We start from the raw sequence: 22,975 nt of genomic DNA, 5'->3' as shown, positions 1-22,975 counted from the left end.
ACCATGGCGACATTGCCAAAGCACCAGCGCGTTGTGATCGCGCTCTCGGTTCATATTCTCCGTGCTGCGGTGACCCGCTCAGCGGACAACAAGGTCGACGGCATTGAAGTCCGCTTAGCCCTCCGCTGCTTGCTGCCACATTGCCCCGAGCGCTGGCCGCTGGAGCTCTACTGGGATGCGGCCGGGCAGGAGAACGACATCGGACGCGCTCAGGGCGTTACAGCCGCCTTCAACGGCATCGTCCGCCAGCTCCGTCGCGCTGGAAGATACGAGGAAACGTCCCTGTAGGCTGGCCGACAGGTGGCTGGTCGCAACAGGAGGTGCCGCGCCGCTCACGCTTCAGACGGTCAGGACTTCCGCTTATCCCTGGCCTTACCGACTGAAAGACCGAGAGCCACCCCGATCGCGATGCCTAAACCGATGTTGTCCATGGCAATGCCGATAGCGACACCCACCGCGATGCCGATAGCGAGATATTTCGTATCCACTTTGCGGCCCTTAGTTCACCGGCAGCGATTCTGCACCGCCATGGTGGAACACATCACCCCGACGCTGCAAGTCGAACGCTTGACCGCATTCAGAGCAGACGAAGAGATGATCTATTTCAGTCCGCGCCTAGGCGTCGGTCTCAGTGGGCTACCGCGTCTTCCGCATCCTGAGTCGCGGTTTCGATCTCCAGCCGTTCAGCTTCCTCCAAACGGACCAGGCACACCGGCTGCCGCTCAACTCCATCCGGCAGATCTTCCCCGTCGTGATCGAAGCTCGACAGCGATTTCGCGGCCGAGAAATGGGTCCCTTGCAGGCAGGTGTCGCCTCCGCGATCAATCAGGATGCGGCCATGGCACCCGTCGCCGGCCCGATAGTTGATCTCGAAGGTGGCGTAGCCCTTTCCGGATTGCTCGGCGTTCAGGATCTCGGATTGCAGCGGCTCACCGCCGGCGAAACAAATCCGCTCCTTGCTGATTTCGAGGATCGGCTTCTCGGCCCAATCCCGGCGGACAAGGGAGGTGTCGCCCACCAGGACCCGCCAGCTTCCACTTATTCCCCGCATTCGAATCCTCCGCGACTCGGAACACGGAGACTATAGAACATTGAGGGAACGGCGTGGAGTCAGCGGACCTGTTCGACCGTAAGCGTGCCAGCCGGTGCGGGCTTCGCCAGTTCGTTCGCGGGCATGCTCGGATTAAGCCACGCCCCCCAGTCCTCGGGTGCGAGCACCACCACCTGGCGGTCATGATATGGTGCTATGTCTGGTCCGGGCGAGGTGGTCAGCATCGTGAACGCCTCGCCGACGCCGGTTGTGCGCCAGATGCCAGCAATGCAGAAGAATGGCACATCCCGCATGGTGAAGAGCCACTTGGTCTTCGGTCGACGCTTTGGTGCACCTTCCTCGGCAGGGGCGTCCGTGAACTCATAGAACCCGTCGGCCGGGATCAAGCATCGCTCCGCGCCGAAGCGCCGTCCCTCTGAGCGGAAGTTGTAGACCGGCTTGCCGCCCGGTGCAGGCCAACTCCAACGGCGCATCACGAGCTCGGGACCGTCAGCACCGGCGCGAACGATTGGCGCGCGATCGGTGATCTTCACGCTCTGCTCAGGGGGCAGGTTCGGCGCGCCCTCCGGGAACGTCACGGGCACACGCACCTGGGAAAACTCCATGGCGAGCTGCTCGGGCGTCTTGTCGCGCAGGTACTCGTTGCACATGCCAGCCGCCGCGTTCAGTCGTATTCGGACCGTCCAAGGTGCCGCGCTACATGCGCAGCGCTATGCCCGACCGCGTGCACGGCATCGGCGAGTTCGTCCTTGGTGATGCCCCATTTATGCGTCCAGTACCGCACCTCATGCTCTTCGTGGAGCGATATACGGCTACGGTCCTGCGGACCACGAAGTTCAGGATTATCAACCATGGCGCGCCTCCTAAGGTGGGCAACCGACGCGCCAGCGCGACAACCGGTTCCATATCCTGAAGCGTCGCAAGCAGCGCGTAGCTGGCGCATGCCTAAGCGCGTGGCCGACAGCGATGCGACAGTGGAGGTGCTGCCCGGTGCCTCCGTGCCAGCGCAGCATGTCGGGCTCTGGTCCGTCGCCTCCAGCGCGCAGGACGTGCTCGGGTTTGCTTATGATGGGTGGGGGCGGAGGGGTTAGGCTAGAGGCGCTTGCTGTGGTTCCTCATCGCCGCCATCCTCTGCGGTAACCTCATCAATGCCTGTCAGGACCGATTGGAGTGGCAAGAACATCCTCATGCCCCTGTCGTAAGGTTCGAAGCCGAGTTTGGTATAGAATTTCTTAGCGCGTTCGTTGAGCGGCGTGACGATCATCGCAGGCATGCCGATAGAAGACGCTATGTGCGCGAACTCGCGTAGAGCGTAGGACATGATCACCTCACCGTAGAGGTTGCCCTGCAACGGCTTAATAACGGCGAGGTAAACGAGCTGGATGCATGGGAAGTACAGCTCCGAACCATAGCTGAAAAATGAAACGGATGCCTCGGGAAGCTTCCTCACATCCTCAACTACCGCGGAGAGGGCGTAAAACCCTATGACGTCCGAACTGCCTTCGAGCGTCGCACAGGTGACGATGTGCTTGGAAGTGCCGTGGTCCTTGAGCGCCTTATTTCGAAACCACTTGTCGATCTCTGCGTCGCCGCACACGAAGCCTTCTCGCCGCGTCTCAGCACAAAGAGGCTCGCAGACTATGCCGCTAGGCGGTTCTATTTCAGGCGCCCGATCCGGCGATCATTCTCAATCGACAGACGCAGGATGCGCTTCAGGTCCGGAGTGACCCCAGTCTTCGCGAACACCTTTTTGCCCGCAGCCAAAGCGGTCGCTGTGCTCTTGGCGTTGATGGGTTTCGGCCCCCATAGACGGGGCGCATGCAGCACTGCCATAAGGCCCTCCTGGTCGAACCGGCCTATCCTGGCCCGATAACGTTATCGGAAGGTAAACCGATTGGTTGAGACTTCAGCGTTTCATCTGCACGCTGGCTCCGGCGGAACAAGGAGGGATGCCGCTGAATTACGCGGTGACGCGTAATTGAAAAGGGGAGTGCCGTCAACGAAATTTCAAGCTAATCTTGAGATTCTCAGGCGTTGCAACCTGAGAACGAAAAACGATATGCAACGCCATGGCCGTCCGAGATACAACCGCTGAGCGGCGCGTCCTCGCTGCTATACGCCAGAAGCGTGCTGCGATCGACCGTCTTCAAAGCGAGATTGACGAGCTGCAACGCAGGCTTACCAACCTTCGCCGCGCCGGCAAGTCGGGTGTTGAGGCTCCAAGATCGACAAGCGCCACGCGGCTGCTCGTAGAGCACGTGGTGCTCGATCAGCTTCGGCGCAATCCTCAGTCTAGTGTCAGCGCAGATCAGTTGTGGCCCTTCGCTCGCACTCTCGGCGTTCGATCACGAAGCACATTTCGCTCCCACCTCCGCCGCATGAAGGAGCGCCAACTGGTTATCTCGCCAGCCGCAGGCTTCTGGGCTCTCGCACCGGGTGTGTCGACGGAGAGGAGTAAGCCGCCTGAACTTATGACCGCTATGGCGGAGATCGAGGCTGCTATTCAGCGCTCCCGGAAAGGATAGCACCACCCCACAGCAAAAAGGCCCGGTCGCTATGACCGAGCCTTTCCGTCATGCTTTCCGACTGCGGTTATAGCATCCTGCGGACGCACGAGCCAAGCGCTCGCGTCAGATCAGGAACCCACCCAGCAGCAGGATCGCGAACGCCCAGAGGGGCACCCACACCCACAGGCTGCTGGTGCGGTAGTTCCACAGGCGGGTGAGGAGTGAGCCTACCCGTCGCAGGCGCAGCCCCTTCCCTTTCGGCAGGTGAGATGGCGCGCGATGCAGCTGTCGCCGCACGCCTTCCCTTTCGAGCACACCTTGCAGCACGCCGCCGCGCCCCCGCTGGCGATGCACGGCGTAAGGCTCGCTGAGCTGAGTGTGAGAAACGCAACAGCCGCCAGGACCGCTTTCATATCGCCCCTCCCCAGGGTGAAGCGCCTGCCGCAGGCTTTCCGCGGCAGGCGCCCTCACAATCACTGAGCGGCAGCGCTCGCCGGCACGACCATCGGCGCGGGTGCCGCTCCGCTGAACGCCACTGGCATGTCCTCTTCAACGAATGCCGTGATCATGCTTCCGGTCGGGATCTCGGCGCTGGTGCCGGTCATGAAGAACCCGGCGATCGGCACGACGGCCAGGGCGCCAACGACGCCGACAGTGCCGGTCACGCCCTTGTCGTCCACCTGTCCCGTGAGGCGGATCTGCACGCCGTTTGCGCGGACGTAGAGAATCCGAGCCTCGATCTTGCCGGACTTGCCCCACATACCCTTGTTCCGGACGTGGGTAAGCTCGCCGACGGCCGGGCTACCGACTGGGATCACGGTCTGCCCGTTGACCATGACTGCCTCAGCAACCTCCAAGTTGAAGCGCTGACCGACCCGGAGTTTCTTTCCCTTCGTCGTCAGAGGCTCAACAGTGCGCAGGGGCACAGAGGTGCCGGAGCGCAAGACCGCGGCTGCCGTAGATGGTGCTGCCACGGTCGTCCCCGTAGAAATGACCGCCGGCTGCGGCGGCAGGACAGTCGCGGTCGATTGCGCATGCCCGACGGGCGCAAAGAAAAGGGCCGCTGCTGCGGCTCCTGCCAAGTAGTGCATCGATTCCCCCTGTCAGATTGACTTAGGAAGTCAGACACTAAGAGGAAGAGGAGTCAAGAAGAACTCGTCGCGCCAGGTGTGCTGATCAGTGCCGACATGACCGTAGCCGGTATCGTCTGACAAATTTCGGCCACTCGGCCACCGCTCCGGCAGCTTGGAGCCCACAGCGCAAGTCATGCCCCCGTGGAGTGATGATCCGAGCCACCAGGCGATCATGGTTGCGATCAAGCTCTTGGTAGCGGATTGTCGGCGCTCGCACGATGAGATGGCCGGTGGGCCGCTTCCCGATTACAGTGGCCCCAAGCAGCCGCACCGTCACGTCGCGAGCCTTGATCGCCGACATAGCGGGGCAGGGGTAGTCCCCGGGACACGGCACGCCCTTCAGTTCGCGGCTGTTCACGCCAGCTACGCGGAGCTTCGTCCCATCTGCGCACGTGAAGGTGTCGGCGTCGTAGATAAGGGTCGGGGTGCAGGTGGCTAGTGTCGCCGCAAGAAGAATTAGCATTCGGTGGCTTCTACCGCCCGATCCTAGTGGACTCCACAGGTCTCGTCCCTCTCAAGGCAAGGTTCGAAGCTGTACGCCTCCCTCTAACCCGCGTCCCTAAGTTGCTGGTCTGGCAAGTTATCCTGGTGGAGTATGCACTAGCGGTCCCTCAGACGTCCCCACAGGCTGGCGCCGTTTAGGATCAACTGCCCGTCGCCATCCGGGTCTGACTCTATCACCCTAGCGGTAGGCTTCCGGGCCTGGACGTCTGCTTCGCCCCCAAGCGGCAGCGAGTTTTGGCTCGATTTGCTACGACCAGGGCGCAGGATCGCACCGTTACTTCGAGTGAATTGACCATTGAAACCTGAACGATCCGGTGCTTGCAATGGCGTTGCCGTCAGAGCCCAGAGCCGGCGAGTATCGTCCGCGCGATGTCAGCAGGCGGCACGTCGCATCGTCCAGAGCCCGCGAGCCCGACGACGAAGTAACCGTGCAGTTCTCGATTCTCCCACGGGGGTTGATGTTGAAGGTGACGCCGACCGAACCCTCCTCTTCATTACGAAGGGCAGAGGCCGGATAATCGTCGTTGCTGATCCAATCGGCCGGATTGCCCCGGGCGCTTACGGCCTTTGATCCCGTCTCGCCCGCGAATGGATCCTTCGGCAGATCGGCCCAGCGTTTCCGTTCTCTCTCCGCATCTGCGTGTGCCGTTCGAACAGCTGCTAGACATCGCTTGGTCATGGCGAGAGCGGAGGAGCTGCCACCGAGGCTCAGCCGGTCGATCAGGGTGTCACCCTTGTAAACGCGCACCGCTTGGGCTGCCGCTATGTCGGCAAGGATCTCGCCCCCGAACTTCATGGCGAAGCCCTTCTTGCCTAAGATTTCTACTCCAACAGCGGCGCCGGTGTAGCTCTCCCCGTTGAGCGCGAAGGATACTTCGGGATAGATCTGCTCCTTCTCGGCGGACCAGCCGTAGTTCACGTCCGAGATAAGGACTCGGCCGTCCTGATAGAGCGCGATCGCAAGGGAGCTATCGCCAGGCCCTTCGTACTCCATGTGCATCAGGCAAAAGTCGTCACCTTCAACGATGTCCCAACCGGCAGTTTCCGGCCAGTCGCGGGCAAGTGCAGGCGCATCAATCGCCAAGAAGGCGGAGCAAACCAGCACGAGCCTCCAGACCTTTGACAAGATCATCCGCCTTCGACTCCGTCACCATTTGAACTCAGTTTCCACTTAGCCTGAAATTCGCCATGACGAAGAGAGGCTTTCGCACCTCCGCGCTTCTGTTAGGCATATGGGATGATTCGCATCCCCGCCCTGCTCGCTGTTGTCTTCCTCGCAGGATGTAGCACCACTTCGATCTCCGAAATACGCACCCGAGAGGTGCAGGATACCGCAGTCGTGCAGGGACAGACGATCCAGCAGGTCCGCGACTGCCTGGTCGAGGCCTTGGGCTTGCTCCGCGATCCTATCGAGACGGGACCGCCGGAGCGCCGCGAGTTGACGTTCTCCACGCCCGAAGCAGGCGCAATCTTCTTCTATGTCCTCCAGCCGGCTGAAGGCGGCGTGAAAGTAGAGGCGCGTCGGAAGAACGCAATTGCCAACGGTTTCAACAAGGGTCGGCGGTGCTATCAGTAGCTGTGGATGAAAGGTGTCCCCAAATTTGGGGAGACCCATCGGCGGTTAACGCTTCAGCTTGGCTGCTTGCTCAGCGACGATCGCAGGCCACTTCGCCGCCGCGGCTTCGGCGAACCCGTGTCCGGCTTGGTTGTAGTGTCTCCCCAGGCTGTCTTCGCCTGTGAAGCCATAGTTTTGTCGATGCGAGTATTCGGCCTGCCAGCCCACATACGCCGGCTTGCCTGGCTGGAGCTTGGAGACGCCAAGCTCGAGATCTGACGCCGAATACTCCTGCCCCGGCACGCCTTTCACCGGCGGCTTATCGTCGATGATCACGGAGCGCGCCAAATTACCGTTCTTCACCGGCACCCGCCCGCCATTCGGGATGGTAGTCGACGCCTCCTTCGCCAGCGCCTGCACTGAGTTGCGCAGGAGAGCGGTCAGAAGAGCTTCTTTGTTGCCCGCCCATTTCGACGGATCGATACCTTTCCAAGACACTGTAATCTCCCGAGTGATTGTAAGGTCGAGTTATTGCTGAAGGGACCGGCGGCTGGGGCAGCCTGCAGCGAACTCCATCACTGTGGACGACCAGTCAGCGCCAAGTGCCCGGTGCAGCTGTGGTCTGTGATCGACTGCACCTGCCCAACACCGCCGCCGTAACTGTCGACAATTTCGGTTGTCGCCATGCCTCGTGGCGCTGGACGTGGGAACATTGGTGACGCTGTTCATTTGTCCACCGAATTGGCCTCCACTTGCTCGATAAGATATTGCGCAGCCGCACGTGCGGTTTCTTCGGCATTGATCGCAGCGTGACGTTGCGCATCGACGATGAGCGTTCCCGCTGCATCGAGCAGGTGGAGCGCCGCCTCTGCCCGGTTCCCGTTGTTTGCCTCCAAGGCGTCGGTTACCAGAAGCAGCGTCACCCTCTCTCGGTAATCATGGTCAACCATGCCGTCTCCGTTGCAATTCTTCGGGGTAAATGAAGCGGGTGGAAACGGCTGGCCGTCCGTCCGCCGTCGCTGAGCGCGCTCCAGGTAAGCCAAAATGTAACGACCACCCCAGCGGCACCCATAGGTGGTAGGAATTCTCGCCGTCCTTCAGCCGGCTTTCCCGCGGGTATATCTCAACAGCTTCGAACTCGGGGCCGACCAAATCACTCTTGATCGCCTGAAGAGTTCGCCAGTGGTCGGGCAAGATGCCGCCGTCGTGCCGGTAAACCCGCAACCACAGCACCGGCGACGCTTCGGGCCGTGAAAACCCCACGGCATCCGCCCGAGTGACTTGCACGAGATGTTCCGCATTGCGCCACCAGCGTGCGCCAACGCTGCTCATGTGCCTATGGTATTCGCTGGCCTGATACCCCGCCTGGCGGGCATCCACAGCGCCGGTCCCGCGGCGTTGTAGATCCACGGCAACAGCCGCTCGGTCTACGACCGGATCTATGATGAGCTCGAAGCTGCCGATGCGAGCGGGGGGATCAGTTTGCAGCAGCGCGATCACGCAAAGCTCCCATCCTGGTCGAGCTGCGCGAGCAGGGTTTGCAGATCACGCTTCACCTGGTTGTAGGTCGCCTCACCCCCCTGACGCACCATGGCCGCGATACCATCCGCGCCGATTGCACCTGATAGGTGGTAGTGGTTTTCGACGTTGACATCGCCCGTGCGGCCCTTGCCGCCGCCGCCATGCGCCTGCACCCCTAGCTTGCCGTTAGGCCCGCGCGAGAGCGGCATCACGGCCTCGGGGCCAGCCTCGCCCATTTCACCAATCTTCCCGCCGTTGGCGAAGCGGAACAGGGTGGGCGAAGTGATGATCTGGTTCGTGAACGTCCCGCCTTGGGCGAAGCGCTGCGGCGTGCCGAATGCGCCGCCGTTCGCATAGAGGTTGCCCACGCCCTTGATGCCGTAGGCATTACCGCCGCCACCGCCAAATAGGCCGCCGAGCATACCCATTATGCCCGTCATGCCCCCGCCGCTGCCACCGAATGCGCTGACGATCAGGTTGAGGATCAGTGTCTCTATCGCGGCTTCGATGATCTTCTGGATGATGCGGTCGAGCGCGTTGCTGACCGCCTTCTCGAAAGACTTGAACACGCCCTCGCCTTGGCGCACGCCGTCGATCCAGTCAGTGAAGAACCCGCGCGCAATCTCCCGGGAATCGGCCAGCGCCTCGCGCTGGCGCTCGATGGACTCGTACAGCGAGGCATAGGCGTCGCCCTGGCGCTGGATCTTCTCAATGTCCAAATCCTTGAACGCGACGTTCGCTTGCAGGGATTTGGTGATTAGGTCCTGCTGGTAGTTGTACGAAATCAGCGCCTCGCCCGTCAGGCCGATAGCGCCGCGCTCTGCCTCAAGCATGCGGATCTGCTCATTATGCCACCGCGAGTTGTCCGTCCGCGACTGCGCCCGCGTGTTGGCGTAGGTGTCGTCGCCAACACGGATAGCGTCATCGCTGATCTTGGCGCGGTCGGCGTCGGTAAGCTTGATGTGGTCGGCCACAGCCTTGTTCAGCTGCTCCTGCTCGTAGGTGTAGGCGGCGAGTGCCGCCCCATTGAGGCCGATCGCGCCGCGGGCCGAAGCGAGGGCCGTCACCTGCTGGGAGGTCTGCTGGTTGAAGTTCTCCATGAACGTCGAGTGCCGGTTGTTCTCCGACAGGGACGCCATCGAGGCGGCAAGCTCCTTGATGTGCGCGGTCTGCTTCGGGGTCAGCTTCAGGTTGTGCTCGGATGCCTTGTTGAACAGGTCCTGCTCATAAGTCACCCGGGCAAGGTCCTCGCCGTAGCTGCCGATCTGCGCGCCGGCCTTGGTCAAGGCGTCCTGCGTCTTCTGCGCGTCCTTCAGCAAATCGGCGTAGGTGAATGCCTTGGGCCCCTGCGGTGCCTTCGGGGTCTTAGGGGCGTCGTAGAAGCCCTTGGCCATCTCGCTCTGACGCCCCTGCGCGTTCTTCCGCGCCTGTGCGACAATCTCGTCCATGCCCTTCTGAGCATCGGCATAGGCCTTGCCGTAGGTCTTCTTCAGTAGATCGGGGTCGCCTTGACCGATGAGCGCCTTCCCCAACGTCGCCGGCTTGCCCATCTCGGCAAGATAGGCCCGCGTGCCCGCCAAGCCGGCATAGATGCCAGCCAGGGTCGCCCGCGTGCCGCTCGCTAGACGGTCAAGGAAGCTGTCCCAGGTCTTCGCCATCTCCTTAGTGTTGATGCCCATCGCATCGGCGGCGCTGCTGAGCGCGACTTGGAAAACGGCCTTGGTGGTGTCGCCGAAGGTGACGGTGACGGCGTTGAGCTTCTTAACCTCTTCCTTGGTGTAGCCCATTGCCGTGGTGTACTTCTTCAGGCCGCTATCGTCGTTCGCTTGCTTGTTGAGAGCCGCAACGCCTGCGGCCGCAAGACCGACCACGGCGACAAGGGGCAGGAATGGCGCCGCGAACGCCAGCACGGAAAGCGCCGCTGCCCTGAAAACGGTGCTGACGCTCGTCCCTGTGACAATCGCCTTCTCTTGCAGAATGTCGAACAGCTGCGGGCCCTGCTGGACTGCGATCAGGAAGGGCGACATGCCCATCGCGGCAGTGACGCCGATGTCCGCGAGTTGGCGCGAAGCGTTCAGGCCCTCTCGGGCCGTGAACTTGATTGCGGTGGTGGCCTTATCCGCTCCAACACCGACTTGGTTGAGGCTGTCCCGGTAGGCTAGCACGTGGGCGTTCGCATCACCCCCTAACGCCGGCTGAGCGCGCAAGTGGTTCTGGTACGCAAGCACGTGCGCATTCGCGTTTTGCTGGGCGGTAGCCATGCTCGCCAGATGCTGCGTGTACGCGACGACATGAGCGTCCGCCGCCGCCAGCGCCTGAGAGGACGCGGACGCCGCAGCTGCGGATGACGTCTGCGCCCCAGCCGCCGCCCTAGACCCTGCCACCAGCCCGGCCAAATGCTGGGTGTATGCGATGACGTGGCTGTCTGCGTTGTTGAATGAACGCGCCACATTATCGTTGGCGGCGGCGGTCGCCCTGTCCACAGACGCGATCTTCTCCAGCGTCCCGATGATGGTCGTAAGCTTGCTGTTCGCAGACTGGGCCTCGGCAACCAGCCTGGCGATCGAACCCGACGATCCGCCAAAACCTGCGCTGACTTTGCTGCTAGATGCTGCTGCTTTGGAAGCCGACGCCGAAAGTCGGTCGAGATCGTTCGCCGCCGTGACGACCGAACTGCTGTCGATGTTCAGGGCTAGGGCTGCTGCATCCAAGTGCTGTGACTCCCGTCGGACGGCTACCCAGCACTAATATATCAACGCGCCGCAAAAAACTGCATTAAAGTTGCTTACAACCGCAATTATGTGTCTTCATAAAAATCCGGGCGTCACTTCTACAGCCCTACGCAGCGCAAGTCGCCGGATGAAACCGGCAGAGCCCATGATCATTCCTGCCCCAAGAGCTTCGCCTTCTGCGCCTGAAACTCGGCGTCCGTCAGAATGCCATCTGCCTTGAGCTTGGCGAGCTTCGTCAGCTCGTCGGCGATCGGAGCGGTCGGGCCAGCGACAGGAACAGGGGCGCCGGAGGGGGCGGCCAAAGCCACAACGGCTTCCGTGATCGCCGGCCTAAACGCGCGCGCGGCGCTGACTTTCATCGGCTTGCCGTCGCGGGTGAGTTGAACCTCATACACCGGGGTTTTTGCAGCTTTCGCTGTGGCGTCCAGATAGTCGCCCATGTCTTTAAAGCGCTTGCCTACAATCTGATTGACCACATCGCCAACCTGAAGCCCGGCGGTTGCCGCGGCTCCGCCTGGCTCGACCGATTTGATGCGAATACCCACATATTTGCCTAAAGAGGCATCCTCGGCCTGGATTCCCAACCATGCATGATTAGGGAATGACGTTCCAAGCGGGTACTTGCCGCCTGCCGCGAGCATGAACTGCATGATGCTGTTCTGGAACTCGGGACCTGAGAAGTCGGTGCGCTTCATCTGCCCGAACGCCATTTGAAGTTCCATCCAGCCGGACGCCTGAACACGGGAGATCCCGTTGATCTCGGCTACATTAAAGCGAAAGAATCGGCGGGGTGGCGTCGAGTAGCTGTTCCCCATCGTTAGCTGCCCCAGCAGGGATTGTCCAAAATTTAGAGGTGCCTCACACACGAGTTCGGTCGCGCTCGAGGAGATGACCGTCCAATGAGCATCAATGCACTTGCTGGTCAGCTTCCCAATGGCAGCCACAGGCTTATCGCTGAACAGCGTCTCTGCCATCCCGGTTGGAGTAACCGCGAAGTACTCATCCGCGAGAGCTGGCGAGGCCACACACAGGAAAATAGCGGCCAACAGACCCTTCAGTTTGAACATCGATCCCCCCGATTCTTCGTCATCCTTCTGAGTTAGCCTGAAAGAATAATCAACTGATGACTAGAAGCGACGAGTTCGCCGTTTATCACGGACTTCCGCTTGCAAGTCGCGCGCTCTTCTGTTTCTTCGCGCGTCCGCCGCACTGATTCGCGGCGATCTTGGGGGATGCAAAATGAAGAAGATGTTGCTCGGTGCAGCTGTTGCTGCGGCGACGTTCTGTGCCGCTCCTGCTTCGGCGCAGATCGGGCTGGAGGCAAATGGCGCCCGGTCCGAGGAGAAGTGGGGCGGTGAACTCGGCGTGGGCTATGCGGTGCATGTTGGTCCGATCAGCCTGCGAGGAGCTGCTGGCGGCTTCATTTACCAAGGGGACAGCGACCCTTATTATATGGACGACAATGGCGGGAGCCCGCGTTGCCGCAACGGCAACAATGGTCAGTATGCTGACGACGTCGAATGCGACGCAACCAAGATCAAGGCGTATGGCCGGGTCGAAGGCTTGTTCAATTCGCCGACCGGCTTTGCGATCGGTGTTGGTGCGCGCATCAGCGATGAAGTTCGCCCTTATGGCACGATGGCGTTCGCGCTCGCGCCTAAGCTGAAGCTAAAGGGCAATGCTGGGCCGCACTATTTTGCCGCCGGTGTGACGCTAGGGTTCTAAGGGTCCAGGCGCTGGCTGACGGCATCTGTGCCAAGGTCAGCGCCCGAGATCTGCGTTAGCTCCAGCGCACGCCAGCATCGTGAACGAACACTGGCGCGATCACTGCGTGCACTACACCCCATACCGCTTATTCCCGCCGCTGGTGATGCAGTAGCGGCCGCCGCGCGGGCCAATGCAGATGTTGCTCCCGGAGCACGGGCATTCGCCGCCGCTGTCGTACCCACGCGCCTTCCTGCTGCTGCGCGACTTCCGGGACTTCTTTGGCCTTGGTGTCGACCTGCCGACGAAGGAGGATGGTCGATCCGCCGAATACGAACCCGACGTGCCGCTGTAGCCCGAGAGACCTGTTCCTGCCGCTCCGCTCTCGGCGGTGGGCGAGGTGGGGCTGATCAACCCCTGTGCGCCCTTTCCAGGTGCGCCCGACAGGAAGCGGGATGCGACCCAGCAGTTTGAGTCGCCCACCTTGGCCCAGCCATCACGCTCCTCGGTGATCCGGACCGATGATTGGCTGGAGAAAGCCACGATTGGTGTGGAGGTGGATTTTGGAGCCGACCGACAATTGAGAGACCGTGCCGTGACATAGCGCGTGTTCGCGTCTGTCGCGGCGACAGCTTCCGGCGCGCTTGTTGCGGGTTTGTTGTTGCCGGCGCATTGGCCGAGAGCGATGAGCCCAAGAACTCCCGCGAATGCCCAGCCCAGTATGCCACCTGAGGACTTTGACTGCGCCGCCACTTGATTTCTCCCCTGCTGTAGGCAGCATGGAGATCGTTGCCGAGTCCAGCCTATTGGCGCGGGTCGACGGACAAGCCTCTGCGGATTGGAGACATGTCGATCCCCTGTTATGTCCTGGACGACGAGCGTCGGGTTCTGACGGTTGCAGGCATCAGCGACGGTATGGGGATAGCCCGCGGCGGGTCCATGGTTGCCGGTATGAATCGACTTGAGCTTTTTGCCTCACGCGACAGAGTAAAGCCTTTTGTTGCCAGTGACTTAACCGAGCGAATCCACGAGCCGATTGTCTTCATCACGCCGACCGGGGGCAAGGCCTATGGATATGATGCTGAGGTGATGGTGGACCTCTGCGAGGCGGTGCTCGCGGCTAGGCAGGCCGTCAATCGATCGCGAACCGGCCTTCCCTCAAGTCGCGTCGCATCTCCCGCAGCATGCGACGCATCTCAATCGCCTCCCGGCTGTAGCGGCCGTGCTTCAGCGCGTTTTGATTGCCGGGCACGCCGGGCGACGGTCCGCCGTGGAGCCGGCAGCGGCCGTTCGGCATGGCTGGAGATTGGCACGCCGAACCCTTCCGAGTCCGGGCTAGGCAGCGCCGCGCGGCCTTGAGCGCCGGCGGCTGTTTCGCTTGTTGCATGGGGTAGAACCTCGTTTTTTGCTTCCGCCCCCAGCGTCCCCGGGGCGTGGTGGTGGACATCGCCGACGATCGCCTGAGCGCCGGGATGCACGGTGACATGCTCAACGCGGACAGTCTGCTGACCCTTACCGCGCAGCCGGGCGAGCGCTTCGACCTGAGCGGTGAATGTCCGCTGCAGCTTGACTGCCAGATTACCGTAGAGCTGGAGGTGATCCGTACGATCGGTGCTCTTCGCCCGGCACAGCATGGCCATCGAAAGGGAATGGCAGCCAACCATCTGGGTTGCGAGGGCGCCCTCGAGCTCATCCTGGGGATTGATCGCCCCGAGCATTGCCAGCGCCGCATTCAGGCCGAACACGTTCGGCTCGCTGCCCGTCGCCGCGCCAGCCGTCGCCACCTCAAGCGAGTGCATCTGCTGGAGCATGAACGAGGTGGATGTGGTGCCTAGTGAAGAATGGAGCCATGCCGAGTGTCCGGCTTGGTCGGAGTGGGTCGGCCCCATCTCCGGCTTGCCGTCGTCGCCCTGGCCCAGAGCCAAAAACGGGCGCAGTGGTAGCTCGCTATGTTTTTCCTGCGCTTGCCGAATGGCAGCACTGGTCCGGGGTCCTGGTACCGGCTTCCCCGCCTTCGCGTCCTTCTTTGCCTTTGGCTTTGTCATGTTGATACTCCTTGAAGCCGCCGAGCGGCTGAGTCGTCTTTGCTGGTGATGTCGAGGCTCTCAGCCTGCTCCACTTGATTGCCTGCGCCGCGCTCCGCTCCGCTCCACCCCTCCACCCCTAAGGGGGTGGTGGTGGAGCAGATCTGGCCGCCGGACTGCTCCACCTTGCTCCGCTCCACCTGTAATGAGTGGAGCATCATTGATCCGCCCACTCGCCCACCTGCACGAACTTCACAGGCTTGCGGCGCTCATCCTTGCCGTCGACCACGATCAGTGCGCCATTATCGATCCAGGTGCGGATGATCTGGCGGAGGCGAGCCTTGCCGGGCTTGCTGTCGGCGTCGATCCCGAGCACATCCCCTACAGGTTGGCCCACCCAGTCGGTCGCCTGCTGGTTCTCGCGATAGCTGCCGGCTGAAATTGCGCGTTGAGCCCGGAGGAGATGATCCGCGCTGATGCCATCGAAAGCGTCCGGCGGGCTCCAGCAGGTGACGACGCCGATGTTGTCGCCATGCGCCCCTTCTCCGTTGCCGAGATCCTGGGATGCCATGCGGAACCACGTTGCTTTCTCGGCTGGAGCACGGTTGTGCTTGTCATCCTGGACGGTGAACAGGCGGCGGCGTTCGTCGTCGTTCTCAATCCCGAACTTGGTTGCTTCAGCCTCGTCCATCCGGTTCAGCACTAGGGTTGAGCGGGCCGCAGCGACGAGCGATGAGGCGCCGCGGGATGCTTCTGCAGTTACCTTCACGCCGTTCAGCTTCTTGCTGTGATGGACCAGCACGATCGAGCAGCCCGAGCGCTTGGCAAGCTTCGCCCATTCCTTCACCACGTCATCGATCAAGCCGTTGTCGTTCTCGCTGACGCGGTGGCTGGACACGAACGGGTCGACGATCAGAACATCGACCGCCTGATTACGAAGCTCAGCCTCCAAGGCATGGATCACGGGTCGCTGAATGGCGCCGCCTTCCGCTCCCTCGATGGCGACGCAGAGCTCGTTGCCTTCGAGCGCGCTGTCGATGAACAGCCGGTCGCCGCAATCCATCTGGTCGATGCGATGATGGATCGCAGCCGCTTGGATCTGGCGTGCCAGCTCGTCACCGTCGTCTTCGAGGTTCCAGTACCAGGCCCGCTGTGGTCCACCCCATACCTGCTTGCCCAACAGCGAGCGACCGGTTGCAAGCGCAAGCACCGTGGACGCCATGAACGACGACTTGCCCACGCCACCCGGTGCGACGACTGCGGTCACTGTGCCGCGCAGCAACCACCGGCCATAGACCCACGGGCGCACTGGGATGGCGCGTGGATCTCGCCAGACGAAGGGCGTGGCGTGGATCTCCGCCACAACCGGCTTCGGACCGGGAACGATGTTCGCGTTGGCGACCCGCTCGCGGAATGGTGCGGCGGTCATGCTACACCGCCGTTCTGGAGTTCCTCGTTGAAGTCCTTGAAGGGCGCTGTCGGGAAGATGACGCGGACTTCACGACCGCCGCGGGTGAACGCGTCCGCGGCTTTCGTCGATGCGAGGCGCCCAGCCTCATCGCTGTCCGAGCCAATCACCACCGATCGAACATCGTCCGGGAGAACCATGCCGTCCAACATGCTGCTTCCTGCAGCTGCCCAGGCAGACGCCGCCCCGAGTTGCATCAAGGACAGAGCGTCTTCGACGCCCTCGCATACAGCAAGATCCCGCGACAGAGTGTGGCCCAGGCGCACGGCGCCGCCGCGGATATGCCCCAGGCTGAACTTCACCTTCCGATCACTGGATGCTGCCTTGCGCCCATCCTCGGTGAGGTAGATGCGCTGCACGCCCATAGGACGACCGTCGTAAGCGAGAACCAGTGCGACCAACGCCGGCAACTTCCCTGGCCCGTTCGCCTCAAGCACACCGCTGTCCTTCGGAGGCGCAAGACGAGCGAACCGCAGGGTTGGCGGCAAGGGAAAGGTGATGGCGCGGTTGCGCAGGTAGAGCTCGCCCGGGGTGTCAGCGACCGGTACCGCCGACTGCCAGACGCTACGAGCATAGTCCGTGCTGCCCCCCGGCTTAGGTGGGAGTGCGGGCGCTTCGATCAGCGGCAGCGAGTTGCCGTACAGCCGCTCCGCAGCCTCACGCATGCCGACGCCGTAATGCCGCTGCACGAAGTCTAGAACGTCACCCGTGGCTCCGCACCCGAAGCAGTGCCAGCGTGCACCATCCGCGAAGACATAGAAGGAGGGCGAGCGGTCCGCATGAAATGGGCAGCAGCCGCGAAGCTCGCCCTGCGCCGGGCGCAGCTTCATCACCGCACCCGCTACTCGCGCGACGGGCCAGTCCTGCCGCACCTGCTCAATGTTGAGGCGTCCGGTCATGCAGCACCATCCCAGGGATCGAGTCCCATGATCTGATCGAGGGTCGGCCGCGCCTGTGAGCGGACGATCCTGCGAAAGCGCCGTGCGCGTTCCTGCGGCATGAGGCGGCGAGGGCGGCGATTCAGCGGCTGAACCAGCACCGGAATTCCGGTGAGCACCGAACGATCCAGTGCGTCCGCAAGGGCGCCATTGAAGCTCAAGACGCCGCCCGGCATGCCTTCGAGCGAGTTGCGCGGTACTGGCCACCCTTGCCGGACGACATGCCATTGATCGGGGTTCAACTGCTCGACGATGAGCGCGCGCTTCAAGGTAGATCCGGCGCTGCCCACCGGTGCGCAAATAGGAGCGGCGATCATTGTGCGTCCTCCCGCTGCGGTGGTTGGTTTGAGGCTGCGATCCAGACGATCGCCCGCTTGCCGTTTGTGTTCAGGCGACGTGCGCCGCTGTCGCGGATAAGCCCACGCTCGCGCAGTTCGCTTGTCCTGGGCTGGATAGAATCCCGGTGTATGCGAACCGCCGCCGCCAACTCGTTTGTGGTCAGGCCACGCGCGCCTGCGGCACGGATCGCACGGAGAGCGATGCGCTGCAGATGGCCGACGGAGATTTCGATGTCCCTCGCTGCCGCAATGGATGTGTCGATGCCGCGGTGGCCGGGCCCGCTTGGGTACTCAAGCATCGTCGCCCCCATCATGAAGCGGGGGCAAGCCGTGCCGCGCGAGCAGGATGGTCAGCCAGTTCGACTGCTTCTCAGTCAGCGGATTGGCATCGAAAGAGATGCCGCCGAGGAACTGCCCTTCCTTCGGGCGGAGAGCGGCTCCGGAGGTAAGCAGGGCCATCGCGGCGTCGCGATGCGAGGCGAAGGCCTGGAGGAGGTTCTCAGCCATGAGACGCCTCCCAGCAAAGGTCGGCGACTACTCGCGCTCGACAATCAGTTAGGCCGAAATCGCGCACCAGCCGTTGCGCTCGATGCTCGATCAGATTATCTTCGTGTCTGCCGTTGATTACGAAGATTGTGGAGGCCTGCACCGTTGGCGCGGTGCGGGCCTTTCGCGTCTTAGCGGGCGACGCTGCCCGGGCGAGTGACGACATGGTCGATCACGCTGCCTCGCCGAGAAGGGCGCGCCTGGCGCTCGCTTCCGTGATCAGGCGCTTGCGCCCGACCTTGACGGTTTCGAGCTCCTTCGCGTTGATCATCTCGTACGTCTTGGTCCTGCCGATCCCGTAGATCTCGCAGAACCGATTGATGGGGTGCAGCACAGGTTGCATTCGGTCGCCTCCGTTTTGCTGGCGAACACCAGCGGGCGACTACGGAGTGACTGATCCAGTTTTTGGGGTCGCTTGATCAAATGAGATCAATTTTTGATCAGAGCGGGTTGCCCCTGATGTCGTACATCAAGTCGAAAGTTCGCCTGATTGCGTGCTCGATGCTCTTTTCTGCCCGAGTATGATCAATTGGTGCGACTGCACGTAAAGCCTCGGATAGCTTCTTCCCCGAACGCACCAGTTCCGCCGCTGCGTGTGCATATTCCTCGTCGCGCCGATTTGCGGCACTGGCGTTCGGCGGTAGTCGTCCTCTCGATGATCCGACAGGAGCGCTATGGCCTGGTGCGCGAACAGCAGCATCGGCGTGCGGCACGGGGGAGCTTCGGGGGCTCTCCGCGCAATGATCAGCATGATCTCTTATTGGCCAACCGGCCACCGCTACTCGACGGAGGACATCCTCTTTCGAAACACGGATCCCAGCAAAGGTGACCCTGGTGGATATTCCATTCTCGTCCTGGCAGAGAAAAGACACCTCCGCTGACGTATAGAACTTACTCACGTTCTCCGGAGCGGAGCGAGCCAAACTCCAATCGTGTGTGCTGATCAGGTAATCTTCGTCCTCCGGCCCGGAGGGGCGAAGATCCGGCGCGTGGATCACAACTTCAACTGCCATTGATGAGACCCGGCCGTCGGTCACCCAGTCGAGAAGCTGCATCTGCGGCTTTCCGTTCGCGATGGCTTGCGGTCCGTAGTGCGAGGCGACAAGCAATCCCGCCTCGAGCGGAGTGATCCAGGTCGTGTCAATCATGACGGCCGCCGCAAACATAGGAACCCCAAGCGTCCAACAGCTTCCGCCGCATTTCTATGAAGTTCGTACGCTTGTAAGCGCGGACCACCTTGTCCGGCACGATGTGCGCAAGGGCTGCCTCAGCGACGGGATCTGGTATCTCGGGCATCTTTTCCGCCGCCCAGTCACGAAACGAGCTGCGAAAGCCGTGGGCGTCATACGGTAGCTTCGCCGTTCGGAGCACCTTGTTCATCGTCATGTCCGACAGCATCGAACGGCGCTGCCCGGTGAAAATCAGATCGTCTGGCTCCGGCTGACGTTCGCCCTTCCAGCGCCGCAGCAGTTCGATCGCGGCGTTGCTTAGCGTCACAGTGTGAGGCGGCGCATCCGCGCCCTTCATCAGTGCAGCTGGGCGATTCCAGTCGCCACCATCAAGGTCGATTTGGCTCCATCGAGCTCCACGCACCTCGCCGGGCCGTGCAGCGGTGTAGATCAGGAACAGCAGAGCCTGGCGTCCGCTGGTTGGAAACTCGGCGGCGATCTTCGCAACGAATGCGGGGACGTCCGCATACGGCATAGCCTCGTAGTTGCCGCCCTTCGGCTGCCGCGGAAGGCCGACCGTCACAGAGCGGCCCGGAGCTTCAGTCGCCCGCCAGCCCTTGCTGTGCGCGAAGTTGAGGACTGTCCCAATCCGCTGGCGGACCTTGCGCGCCATGTCGGGTTTCGCCGTCCAGATCTTCGCTAGCGCTTCCGTAATGTCGCCTGCCGTGATCCCGTCGACCCGCTTATCGCCCAAAGAGCCAAACGCATGATTCTCCAGAGAGGAGATGAAGGTCTTCGCACCCTTCTCGGCCCAGCCGTCCTTCAGCGCCTCGTGCGCGGCCTGCGCGGCCTTCCGGAAGGTCGGAACAGCACGACGCTCCCGATCGCGCTCAGCCAAGGGATCTAATCCCGCTTTCGCAGCGCGCCGCAATATGCCTGCTTTCTCGCGAGCCTCACTCAGGGTGAGCACCTTCCGTTGCAGTATGGGAATGGAGATCGGCGGCTCTTCAGCCTTGCCGTTGGGGCGCGTGGAGGTGTCGGCCGTTCCTAATCCAACGTCCCGGCGAACGCCTTCAACCTGAACCCGCAACACCCACGACTTCGCTCCTGTCGGCTTCACAAGCAGGTAGAGGCCACCTCCATCTGCATGGCGTCCCGGCTTCGCATTCTTGATCGCTACGGCAGATAGCTTTGCCACACCGCTCCCCTAATCGTTCCCTCACTTTGGCGCGACTGGTGGCGAACGTCAACGAACAATAGCGGAACAGGCGGGCTCCAGGTGCTCTCTGCTCCCTAAGTGGGGCGGCAAAGTGCGAACAGCGGCGAACAGCTAGTTAGAAGCTCTCTCGGGGCACCACCTTAGGCAGTTGATCTGAAACCGAATTTCCGATGATCTTGGTTGGCATGCCGGGACGCGAGCGGCCCGGTTTGAAGTTCGGTTTGAAAAATCAGCCCGTTTCGAGCTTTCGGAGGGCCGCTTCGGCGAGTCTGGGATCCCGGTTCAGGTAGTGGGCGTCCAGAATCTCGCTGATGTCTCGCAGAGAGTGGCCGGTGAAGGTCGCGATCTCGGGCGGGGTGGCGCCGGCTAGGGCCAGGCGCGTTACCGCCGTGCCCCGGAGATCGTGGAAGGTCAGGCCGGTGATGCCTGCTTTTCGGCAGGCCTTGCCCCAAGAGGTGCGGAAGCCGTCGCCCGTCCAGGGGGTGCCGCGCTCTGTCAGCAGGACCGTCTGCGACTTGGGCCGTTCGCCTGGCTTCAGCGTGTCGAGTTTCTCCTTGAGGGGAGCGCCGACAGGTAGAACGATGCGCTTGCCAGTGTTGCCGGTCTTCTTCCTGATCGACTTTCGCTGGATCAGGCGGATATGGGTGCCGTCGTAATCGCCCCAGCGGAGCGCGAGCAGGTCTCCCTGGCGCTGGCCTGTCCACAGAGCGAGGGTGAGCGCGAGGTGAAGGTGCGGCGGGGCCTTGTTGTAGAAGGCCTCTTCGTCGACCGTAGTCCAGATCCGCTCCGATCGGCCGCCGCGGTAGACGCGACCCGCGTTGGTGCAGGGGTTGGTCGACGCGAGCCCGCGGTCGAGGGACCAGGAGAGCACGCGTTTCAGAACGGCGAAGGTATAGTCCGCTTGGCGCCGCGACTTGATCGCGAGGCGATCGCGCCAGGCCATGAACTCGCCGCGCGTGCGGCGATCTTCGAGCGCCGCCGCTGGGAAGTCGCCGTATTCCGCATCAATGATGCGCAGGTGTCGGCGGTAGTCTGCACGGGTGCTGTCCGCGAGGTCGGTGAAATCGTGCGAGTCTTGAAAGGCGTCGAGCAGCGCGCGCAGGTTGTTGCCTGCCTTGCGCTTCTCCGCTTCTATCGCCGCGCTGTAGCTGGCGAGGAACTCGGGTGAGCCGGGGCTACCCTCAAGGCGAGGGCCGCCGCGCCAGGCATAGTAGTAGGTGACCTTGGTTCCGTCGGCGAGCTTCTTCGAGGCCTTGTTCAGGCCCTTCAACTTAATGCGCATTGCGAGACGCCTGCCATGCGTCGAACGGGTTCTCGGGTGCCGAAGCCCCAGGCCGGTCGTGGATCAGGACGATGCGTCCGTCGGGGTCGATCTCGCTGCGCGCAATCGTGCAGCCGGCTTTCGCCGCCGCCTTCAGGGCGCGTGTCAGGTGTTCCGGTCGGAAGTGCGCGCGACTAGCCATAGTAGGTGAGTTCCATTGGACCAGCCGCTGATTCAGAACATGGGCGGCGGGCGGCGCGGGATTGGGTGGAGATCGGCGGTGAGGCAGGTGAACGCCGACCCGTCATCGAAGCGGACGCCCGCGAACTGCTTGCGCGGGGAGAGCGCGTCACCATGTTGGCCGCGCCGCTGACCGATGCCGAGGTAGATGACGCGGTCGCCATGAGCGATGCCGGTGCGCCCGGCGCGCGTTGAGGCGTGGGGCACATCACCGGCTTTCGCGCCGTGAGGCCGGTTGGCCGCGGCCGCAGGCGCAGGGTTCCTCGCCATAGAGGGCATCGAAGCGCGGCTTGTTGCGGATGCGCCAGGCGCGGGCCCAGGCGAGGCCCTGCGCGCGCTGGATGGCACGGGTGTCTACGCGTGCGATTTCGGCTTCGACACGCTGTTGAACGCGGAGGTGCGTGGCCTGCGTCATCAGCGCCGCTCCTTTGCGCCGCTCAGCATCATGGCGAGCAGGAAGGGGAAGGCGAGGATCGCGCCAATGAGTAGCAACAAGGCTGCTAATGCTTTGCGTTTGCGGTGCGTAGCGACTTGAGCGGTCATGACGTGGCTCCGATCAGCAGGTGGAAAAGGGCGCGGCCGGGGATCAGCGCGAAGGCTGCGAGGCCCGTGAGGACGGCGAGGCGATCGAGCGGGCGCGCGGCGGGCGCGCAGTCCTCGCAAACGCAGGCATCTTGCTGGCTGCAGCCGCAGCTGCGGCAGATGCGCGGGTGGCGCTCCGCCGGTTCGTCGGCGAGCTGCCAGTAGACGGCAGGATCGAGCGGGAAGGCGCGGGCGAGATCGCCGATGGTGGAGCGAAACAGCGCTTTGCGGCCTGGCGTCTCCAGTCGCTGGATCAGCGACATGGCGCGATCGAGATTGTTGTTGGTCGGCGCGAGGCGCGCCGCGGCTTCGCGGACGCTGAGGCCGGCGCTCTCGCGGCGCAGCCGAAGATAGGCCGAGGGCGCGAGCGCGTCGGTTTCCAGCGTTTCTTCGTAGAAGGGGAAGTGCAGCATGGGAGCGATCCTTTCGGGCAAAGGAAGGGCATTCCCGGCAGCAGGGGTGCCGGGGCGGGGGAGCGAAGAG

General features: G+C 62.6%; 35 protein-coding genes and 1 pseudogene. 5 read left to right on the top strand and 31 right to left on the bottom strand.

The window, feature by feature from the left end:
- Positions 1 to 3 precede the first annotated feature (3 nt).
- A complete protein-coding gene (locus tag LQ953_RS13360; protein WP_231031408.1) occupies positions 4 to 288 on the top strand; it encodes a hypothetical protein in 285 nt (94 codons plus the stop codon).
- Positions 289 to 347: 59 nt separating this feature from the next.
- Here the strand turns inward: LQ953_RS13360 and LQ953_RS13355 are convergent, their stop codons facing one another.
- The 10 genes from LQ953_RS13355 to LQ953_RS13310 form a co-directional block, all read right to left on the bottom strand.
- Complete coding sequence (locus tag LQ953_RS13355; RefSeq protein WP_231031407.1) at positions 348 to 488, bottom strand: hypothetical protein; 141 nt, start codon at positions 486 to 488, stop codon at positions 348 to 350.
- Positions 489 to 628: 140 nt separating this feature from the next.
- Positions 629 to 1,018, bottom strand: coding sequence for a hypothetical protein (locus LQ953_RS13350; protein WP_231031406.1), 390 nt, complete (start codon positions 1,016 to 1,018; stop codon positions 629 to 631).
- 92 nt (positions 1,019 to 1,110) lie between these two features.
- Positions 1,111 to 1,701 carry an SOS response-associated peptidase gene (locus LQ953_RS13345; protein ID WP_231031405.1) on the bottom strand — a complete coding sequence of 197 codons (591 nt, stop codon included), beginning with the start codon at positions 1,699 to 1,701 and terminating at the stop codon, positions 1,111 to 1,113.
- Positions 1,702 to 1,715: 14 nt separating this feature from the next.
- On the bottom strand, positions 1,716 to 1,904 hold the full coding sequence (locus LQ953_RS13340) for a DUF3606 domain-containing protein (protein ID WP_231031404.1): 189 nt from the start codon (positions 1,902 to 1,904) through the stop codon (positions 1,716 to 1,718).
- A gap of 234 nt (positions 1,905 to 2,138) precedes the next feature.
- A complete protein-coding gene (locus tag LQ953_RS13335) occupies positions 2,139 to 2,648 on the bottom strand; it encodes a GNAT family N-acetyltransferase (protein ID WP_231031403.1) in 510 nt (169 codons plus the stop codon).
- A gap of 59 nt (positions 2,649 to 2,707) precedes the next feature.
- Positions 2,708 to 2,884 carry a hypothetical protein gene (locus LQ953_RS13330; RefSeq protein WP_231031402.1) on the bottom strand — a complete coding sequence of 59 codons (177 nt, stop codon included), beginning with the start codon at positions 2,882 to 2,884 and terminating at the stop codon, positions 2,708 to 2,710.
- A 194-nt stretch (positions 2,885 to 3,078) separates the two neighbouring features.
- Positions 3,079 to 3,309, bottom strand: coding sequence for a hypothetical protein (locus LQ953_RS13325; protein ID WP_231031401.1), 231 nt, complete (start codon positions 3,307 to 3,309; stop codon positions 3,079 to 3,081).
- 372 nt (positions 3,310 to 3,681) lie between these two features.
- Positions 3,682 to 3,885: a hypothetical protein gene (locus LQ953_RS13320; RefSeq protein ID WP_231031400.1), complete on the bottom strand. Its 204-nt coding sequence runs from the start codon at positions 3,883 to 3,885 to the stop codon at positions 3,682 to 3,684.
- 146 nt (positions 3,886 to 4,031) lie between these two features.
- Entirely contained in the window at positions 4,032 to 4,376 is a 345-nt protein-coding gene (locus tag LQ953_RS16450) for a hypothetical protein (RefSeq protein ID WP_443026582.1), read from the bottom strand.
- Positions 4,377 to 5,469: 1,093 nt separating this feature from the next.
- The gene (locus LQ953_RS13310) at positions 5,470 to 6,321 is read right to left on the bottom strand and encodes an energy transducer TonB (RefSeq protein WP_231031398.1); all 852 of its coding nucleotides are present in this window, start codon (positions 6,319 to 6,321) and stop codon (positions 5,470 to 5,472) included.
- A gap of 111 nt (positions 6,322 to 6,432) precedes the next feature.
- On the opposite strand from LQ953_RS13310, the gene LQ953_RS13305 reads away from it, so the two are divergent.
- Positions 6,433 to 6,771, top strand: a complete 339-nt coding sequence (locus LQ953_RS13305; protein ID WP_231031397.1) for a hypothetical protein — start codon at positions 6,433 to 6,435, stop codon at positions 6,769 to 6,771.
- Positions 6,772 to 6,816: 45 nt separating this feature from the next.
- Here LQ953_RS13305 and LQ953_RS13300 read toward each other — a convergent pair whose 3' ends face one another.
- The 5 genes from LQ953_RS13300 to LQ953_RS13280 all read right to left on the bottom strand — a co-directional run bounded on the left by LQ953_RS13300 (position 6,817) and on the right by LQ953_RS13280 (position 12,070).
- Positions 6,817 to 7,248 carry a hypothetical protein gene (locus tag LQ953_RS13300; RefSeq protein WP_231031396.1) on the bottom strand — a complete coding sequence of 144 codons (432 nt, stop codon included), beginning with the start codon at positions 7,246 to 7,248 and terminating at the stop codon, positions 6,817 to 6,819.
- A 227-nt stretch (positions 7,249 to 7,475) separates the two neighbouring features.
- Positions 7,476 to 7,700, bottom strand: coding sequence for a hypothetical protein (locus tag LQ953_RS13295; RefSeq protein ID WP_231031395.1), 225 nt, complete (start codon positions 7,698 to 7,700; stop codon positions 7,476 to 7,478).
- The gene (locus LQ953_RS13290) at positions 7,693 to 8,250 is read right to left on the bottom strand and encodes a DUF7694 domain-containing protein (RefSeq protein WP_231031394.1); all 558 of its coding nucleotides are present in this window, start codon (positions 8,248 to 8,250) and stop codon (positions 7,693 to 7,695) included. The genes LQ953_RS13295 and LQ953_RS13290 overlap by 8 nt, the downstream gene beginning before the upstream one ends.
- Positions 8,247 to 10,982: a phage tail length tape measure family protein gene (locus tag LQ953_RS13285; RefSeq protein ID WP_231031393.1), complete on the bottom strand. Its 2,736-nt coding sequence runs from the start codon at positions 10,980 to 10,982 to the stop codon at positions 8,247 to 8,249. Before LQ953_RS13285 ends, LQ953_RS13290 begins: the two co-directional genes overlap by 4 nt.
- 170 nt (positions 10,983 to 11,152) lie before the next feature.
- The gene (locus LQ953_RS13280; protein ID WP_231031392.1) at positions 11,153 to 12,070 is read right to left on the bottom strand and encodes an SHOCT domain-containing protein; all 918 of its coding nucleotides are present in this window, start codon (positions 12,068 to 12,070) and stop codon (positions 11,153 to 11,155) included.
- Between the two features lie 172 nt (positions 12,071 to 12,242).
- Here LQ953_RS13280 and LQ953_RS13275 point away from each other — a divergent pair, with 172 nt between their 5' ends.
- Complete coding sequence (locus tag LQ953_RS13275) at positions 12,243 to 12,728, top strand: hypothetical protein (protein ID WP_231031391.1); 486 nt, start codon at positions 12,243 to 12,245, stop codon at positions 12,726 to 12,728.
- Positions 12,729 to 12,900: 172 nt separating this feature from the next.
- Positions 12,901 to 13,062 (top strand): hypothetical protein, encoded by a 162-nt coding sequence (locus LQ953_RS13270; RefSeq protein WP_231031390.1) that lies wholly within the window; start codon positions 12,901 to 12,903, stop codon positions 13,060 to 13,062.
- Between the two features lie 98 nt (positions 13,063 to 13,160).
- On the opposite strand, the pseudogene LQ953_RS16445 reads toward LQ953_RS13270, so the two are convergent.
- Both LQ953_RS16445 and LQ953_RS16440 read right to left on the bottom strand, forming a co-directional pair.
- Positions 13,161 to 13,460, bottom strand: a pseudogene (locus LQ953_RS16445) (hypothetical protein); the annotation flags it as partial.
- 379 nt (positions 13,461 to 13,839) lie between these two features.
- Positions 13,840 to 14,094: an HGGxSTG domain-containing protein gene (locus LQ953_RS16440; protein WP_443026583.1), complete on the bottom strand. Its 255-nt coding sequence runs from the start codon at positions 14,092 to 14,094 to the stop codon at positions 13,840 to 13,842.
- Positions 14,095 to 14,146: 52 nt separating this feature from the next.
- Between LQ953_RS16440 and LQ953_RS16435 the strand changes: the two genes are divergently transcribed.
- On the top strand, positions 14,147 to 14,542 hold the full coding sequence (locus LQ953_RS16435) for a hypothetical protein (protein WP_443026581.1): 396 nt from the start codon (positions 14,147 to 14,149) through the stop codon (positions 14,540 to 14,542).
- A 406-nt stretch (positions 14,543 to 14,948) separates the two neighbouring features.
- Here the strand turns inward: LQ953_RS16435 and LQ953_RS13260 are convergent, their stop codons facing one another.
- The 14 genes from LQ953_RS13260 to LQ953_RS13200 form a co-directional block, all read right to left on the bottom strand.
- Positions 14,949 to 16,160, bottom strand: a complete 1,212-nt coding sequence (locus LQ953_RS13260) for an AAA family ATPase (protein WP_231031388.1) — start codon at positions 16,158 to 16,160, stop codon at positions 14,949 to 14,951.
- On the bottom strand, positions 16,157 to 17,098 hold the full coding sequence (locus LQ953_RS13255) for a DUF7146 domain-containing protein (protein WP_231031387.1): 942 nt from the start codon (positions 17,096 to 17,098) through the stop codon (positions 16,157 to 16,159). Before LQ953_RS13255 ends, LQ953_RS13260 begins: the two co-directional genes overlap by 4 nt.
- A complete protein-coding gene (locus LQ953_RS13250) occupies positions 17,095 to 17,406 on the bottom strand; it encodes a hypothetical protein (RefSeq protein ID WP_231031386.1) in 312 nt (103 codons plus the stop codon). Before LQ953_RS13250 ends, LQ953_RS13255 begins: the two co-directional genes overlap by 4 nt.
- A 44-nt stretch (positions 17,407 to 17,450) precedes the next feature.
- The gene (locus LQ953_RS13245; RefSeq protein WP_231031385.1) at positions 17,451 to 17,774 is read right to left on the bottom strand and encodes a hypothetical protein; all 324 of its coding nucleotides are present in this window, start codon (positions 17,772 to 17,774) and stop codon (positions 17,451 to 17,453) included.
- On the bottom strand, positions 17,767 to 17,982 hold the full coding sequence (locus LQ953_RS13240) for a hypothetical protein (RefSeq protein WP_231031384.1): 216 nt from the start codon (positions 17,980 to 17,982) through the stop codon (positions 17,767 to 17,769). Before LQ953_RS13240 ends, LQ953_RS13245 begins: the two co-directional genes overlap by 8 nt.
- A 211-nt stretch (positions 17,983 to 18,193) precedes the next feature.
- On the bottom strand, positions 18,194 to 18,364 hold the full coding sequence (locus tag LQ953_RS13235) for a helix-turn-helix domain-containing protein (RefSeq protein ID WP_231031383.1): 171 nt from the start codon (positions 18,362 to 18,364) through the stop codon (positions 18,194 to 18,196).
- Between the two features lie 97 nt (positions 18,365 to 18,461).
- The gene (locus LQ953_RS13230; protein ID WP_231031382.1) at positions 18,462 to 19,169 is read right to left on the bottom strand and encodes a hypothetical protein; all 708 of its coding nucleotides are present in this window, start codon (positions 19,167 to 19,169) and stop codon (positions 18,462 to 18,464) included.
- Complete coding sequence (locus LQ953_RS16380; protein WP_231031381.1) at positions 19,162 to 20,388, bottom strand: tyrosine-type recombinase/integrase; 1,227 nt, start codon at positions 20,386 to 20,388, stop codon at positions 19,162 to 19,164. The genes LQ953_RS13230 and LQ953_RS16380 overlap by 8 nt, the downstream gene beginning before the upstream one ends.
- Positions 20,389 to 20,638: 250 nt before the next feature.
- Positions 20,639 to 21,691, bottom strand: coding sequence for a tyrosine-type recombinase/integrase (locus LQ953_RS13220; RefSeq protein WP_231031380.1), 1,053 nt, complete (start codon positions 21,689 to 21,691; stop codon positions 20,639 to 20,641).
- Positions 21,681 to 21,872 carry a hypothetical protein gene (locus LQ953_RS13215; protein WP_231031379.1) on the bottom strand — a complete coding sequence of 64 codons (192 nt, stop codon included), beginning with the start codon at positions 21,870 to 21,872 and terminating at the stop codon, positions 21,681 to 21,683. The genes LQ953_RS13220 and LQ953_RS13215 overlap by 11 nt, the downstream gene beginning before the upstream one ends.
- A 32-nt stretch (positions 21,873 to 21,904) precedes the next feature.
- On the bottom strand, positions 21,905 to 22,117 hold the full coding sequence (locus LQ953_RS13210) for a hypothetical protein (RefSeq protein WP_231031378.1): 213 nt from the start codon (positions 22,115 to 22,117) through the stop codon (positions 21,905 to 21,907).
- Position 22,118: 1 nt separating this feature from the next.
- Positions 22,119 to 22,325 (bottom strand): hypothetical protein, encoded by a 207-nt coding sequence (locus LQ953_RS13205; protein ID WP_231031377.1) that lies wholly within the window; start codon positions 22,323 to 22,325, stop codon positions 22,119 to 22,121.
- The gene (locus tag LQ953_RS16250) at positions 22,325 to 22,453 is read right to left on the bottom strand and encodes a hypothetical protein (RefSeq protein ID WP_269141488.1); all 129 of its coding nucleotides are present in this window, start codon (positions 22,451 to 22,453) and stop codon (positions 22,325 to 22,327) included. Before LQ953_RS16250 ends, LQ953_RS13205 begins: the two co-directional genes overlap by 1 nt.
- Positions 22,450 to 22,905: a helix-turn-helix domain-containing protein gene (locus tag LQ953_RS13200; RefSeq protein WP_231031376.1), complete on the bottom strand. Its 456-nt coding sequence runs from the start codon at positions 22,903 to 22,905 to the stop codon at positions 22,450 to 22,452. The genes LQ953_RS16250 and LQ953_RS13200 overlap by 4 nt, the downstream gene beginning before the upstream one ends.
- Between the last annotated feature and the right edge of the window lie 70 nt (positions 22,906 to 22,975).

It is taken from the genome of Sphingomonas sp. IC-56 (assembly GCF_021043375.1).
Taxonomy (GTDB): domain Bacteria; phylum Pseudomonadota; class Alphaproteobacteria; order Sphingomonadales; family Sphingomonadaceae; genus Sphingomonas.
This window is presented reverse-complemented; position numbering and strand designations above follow the sequence as displayed.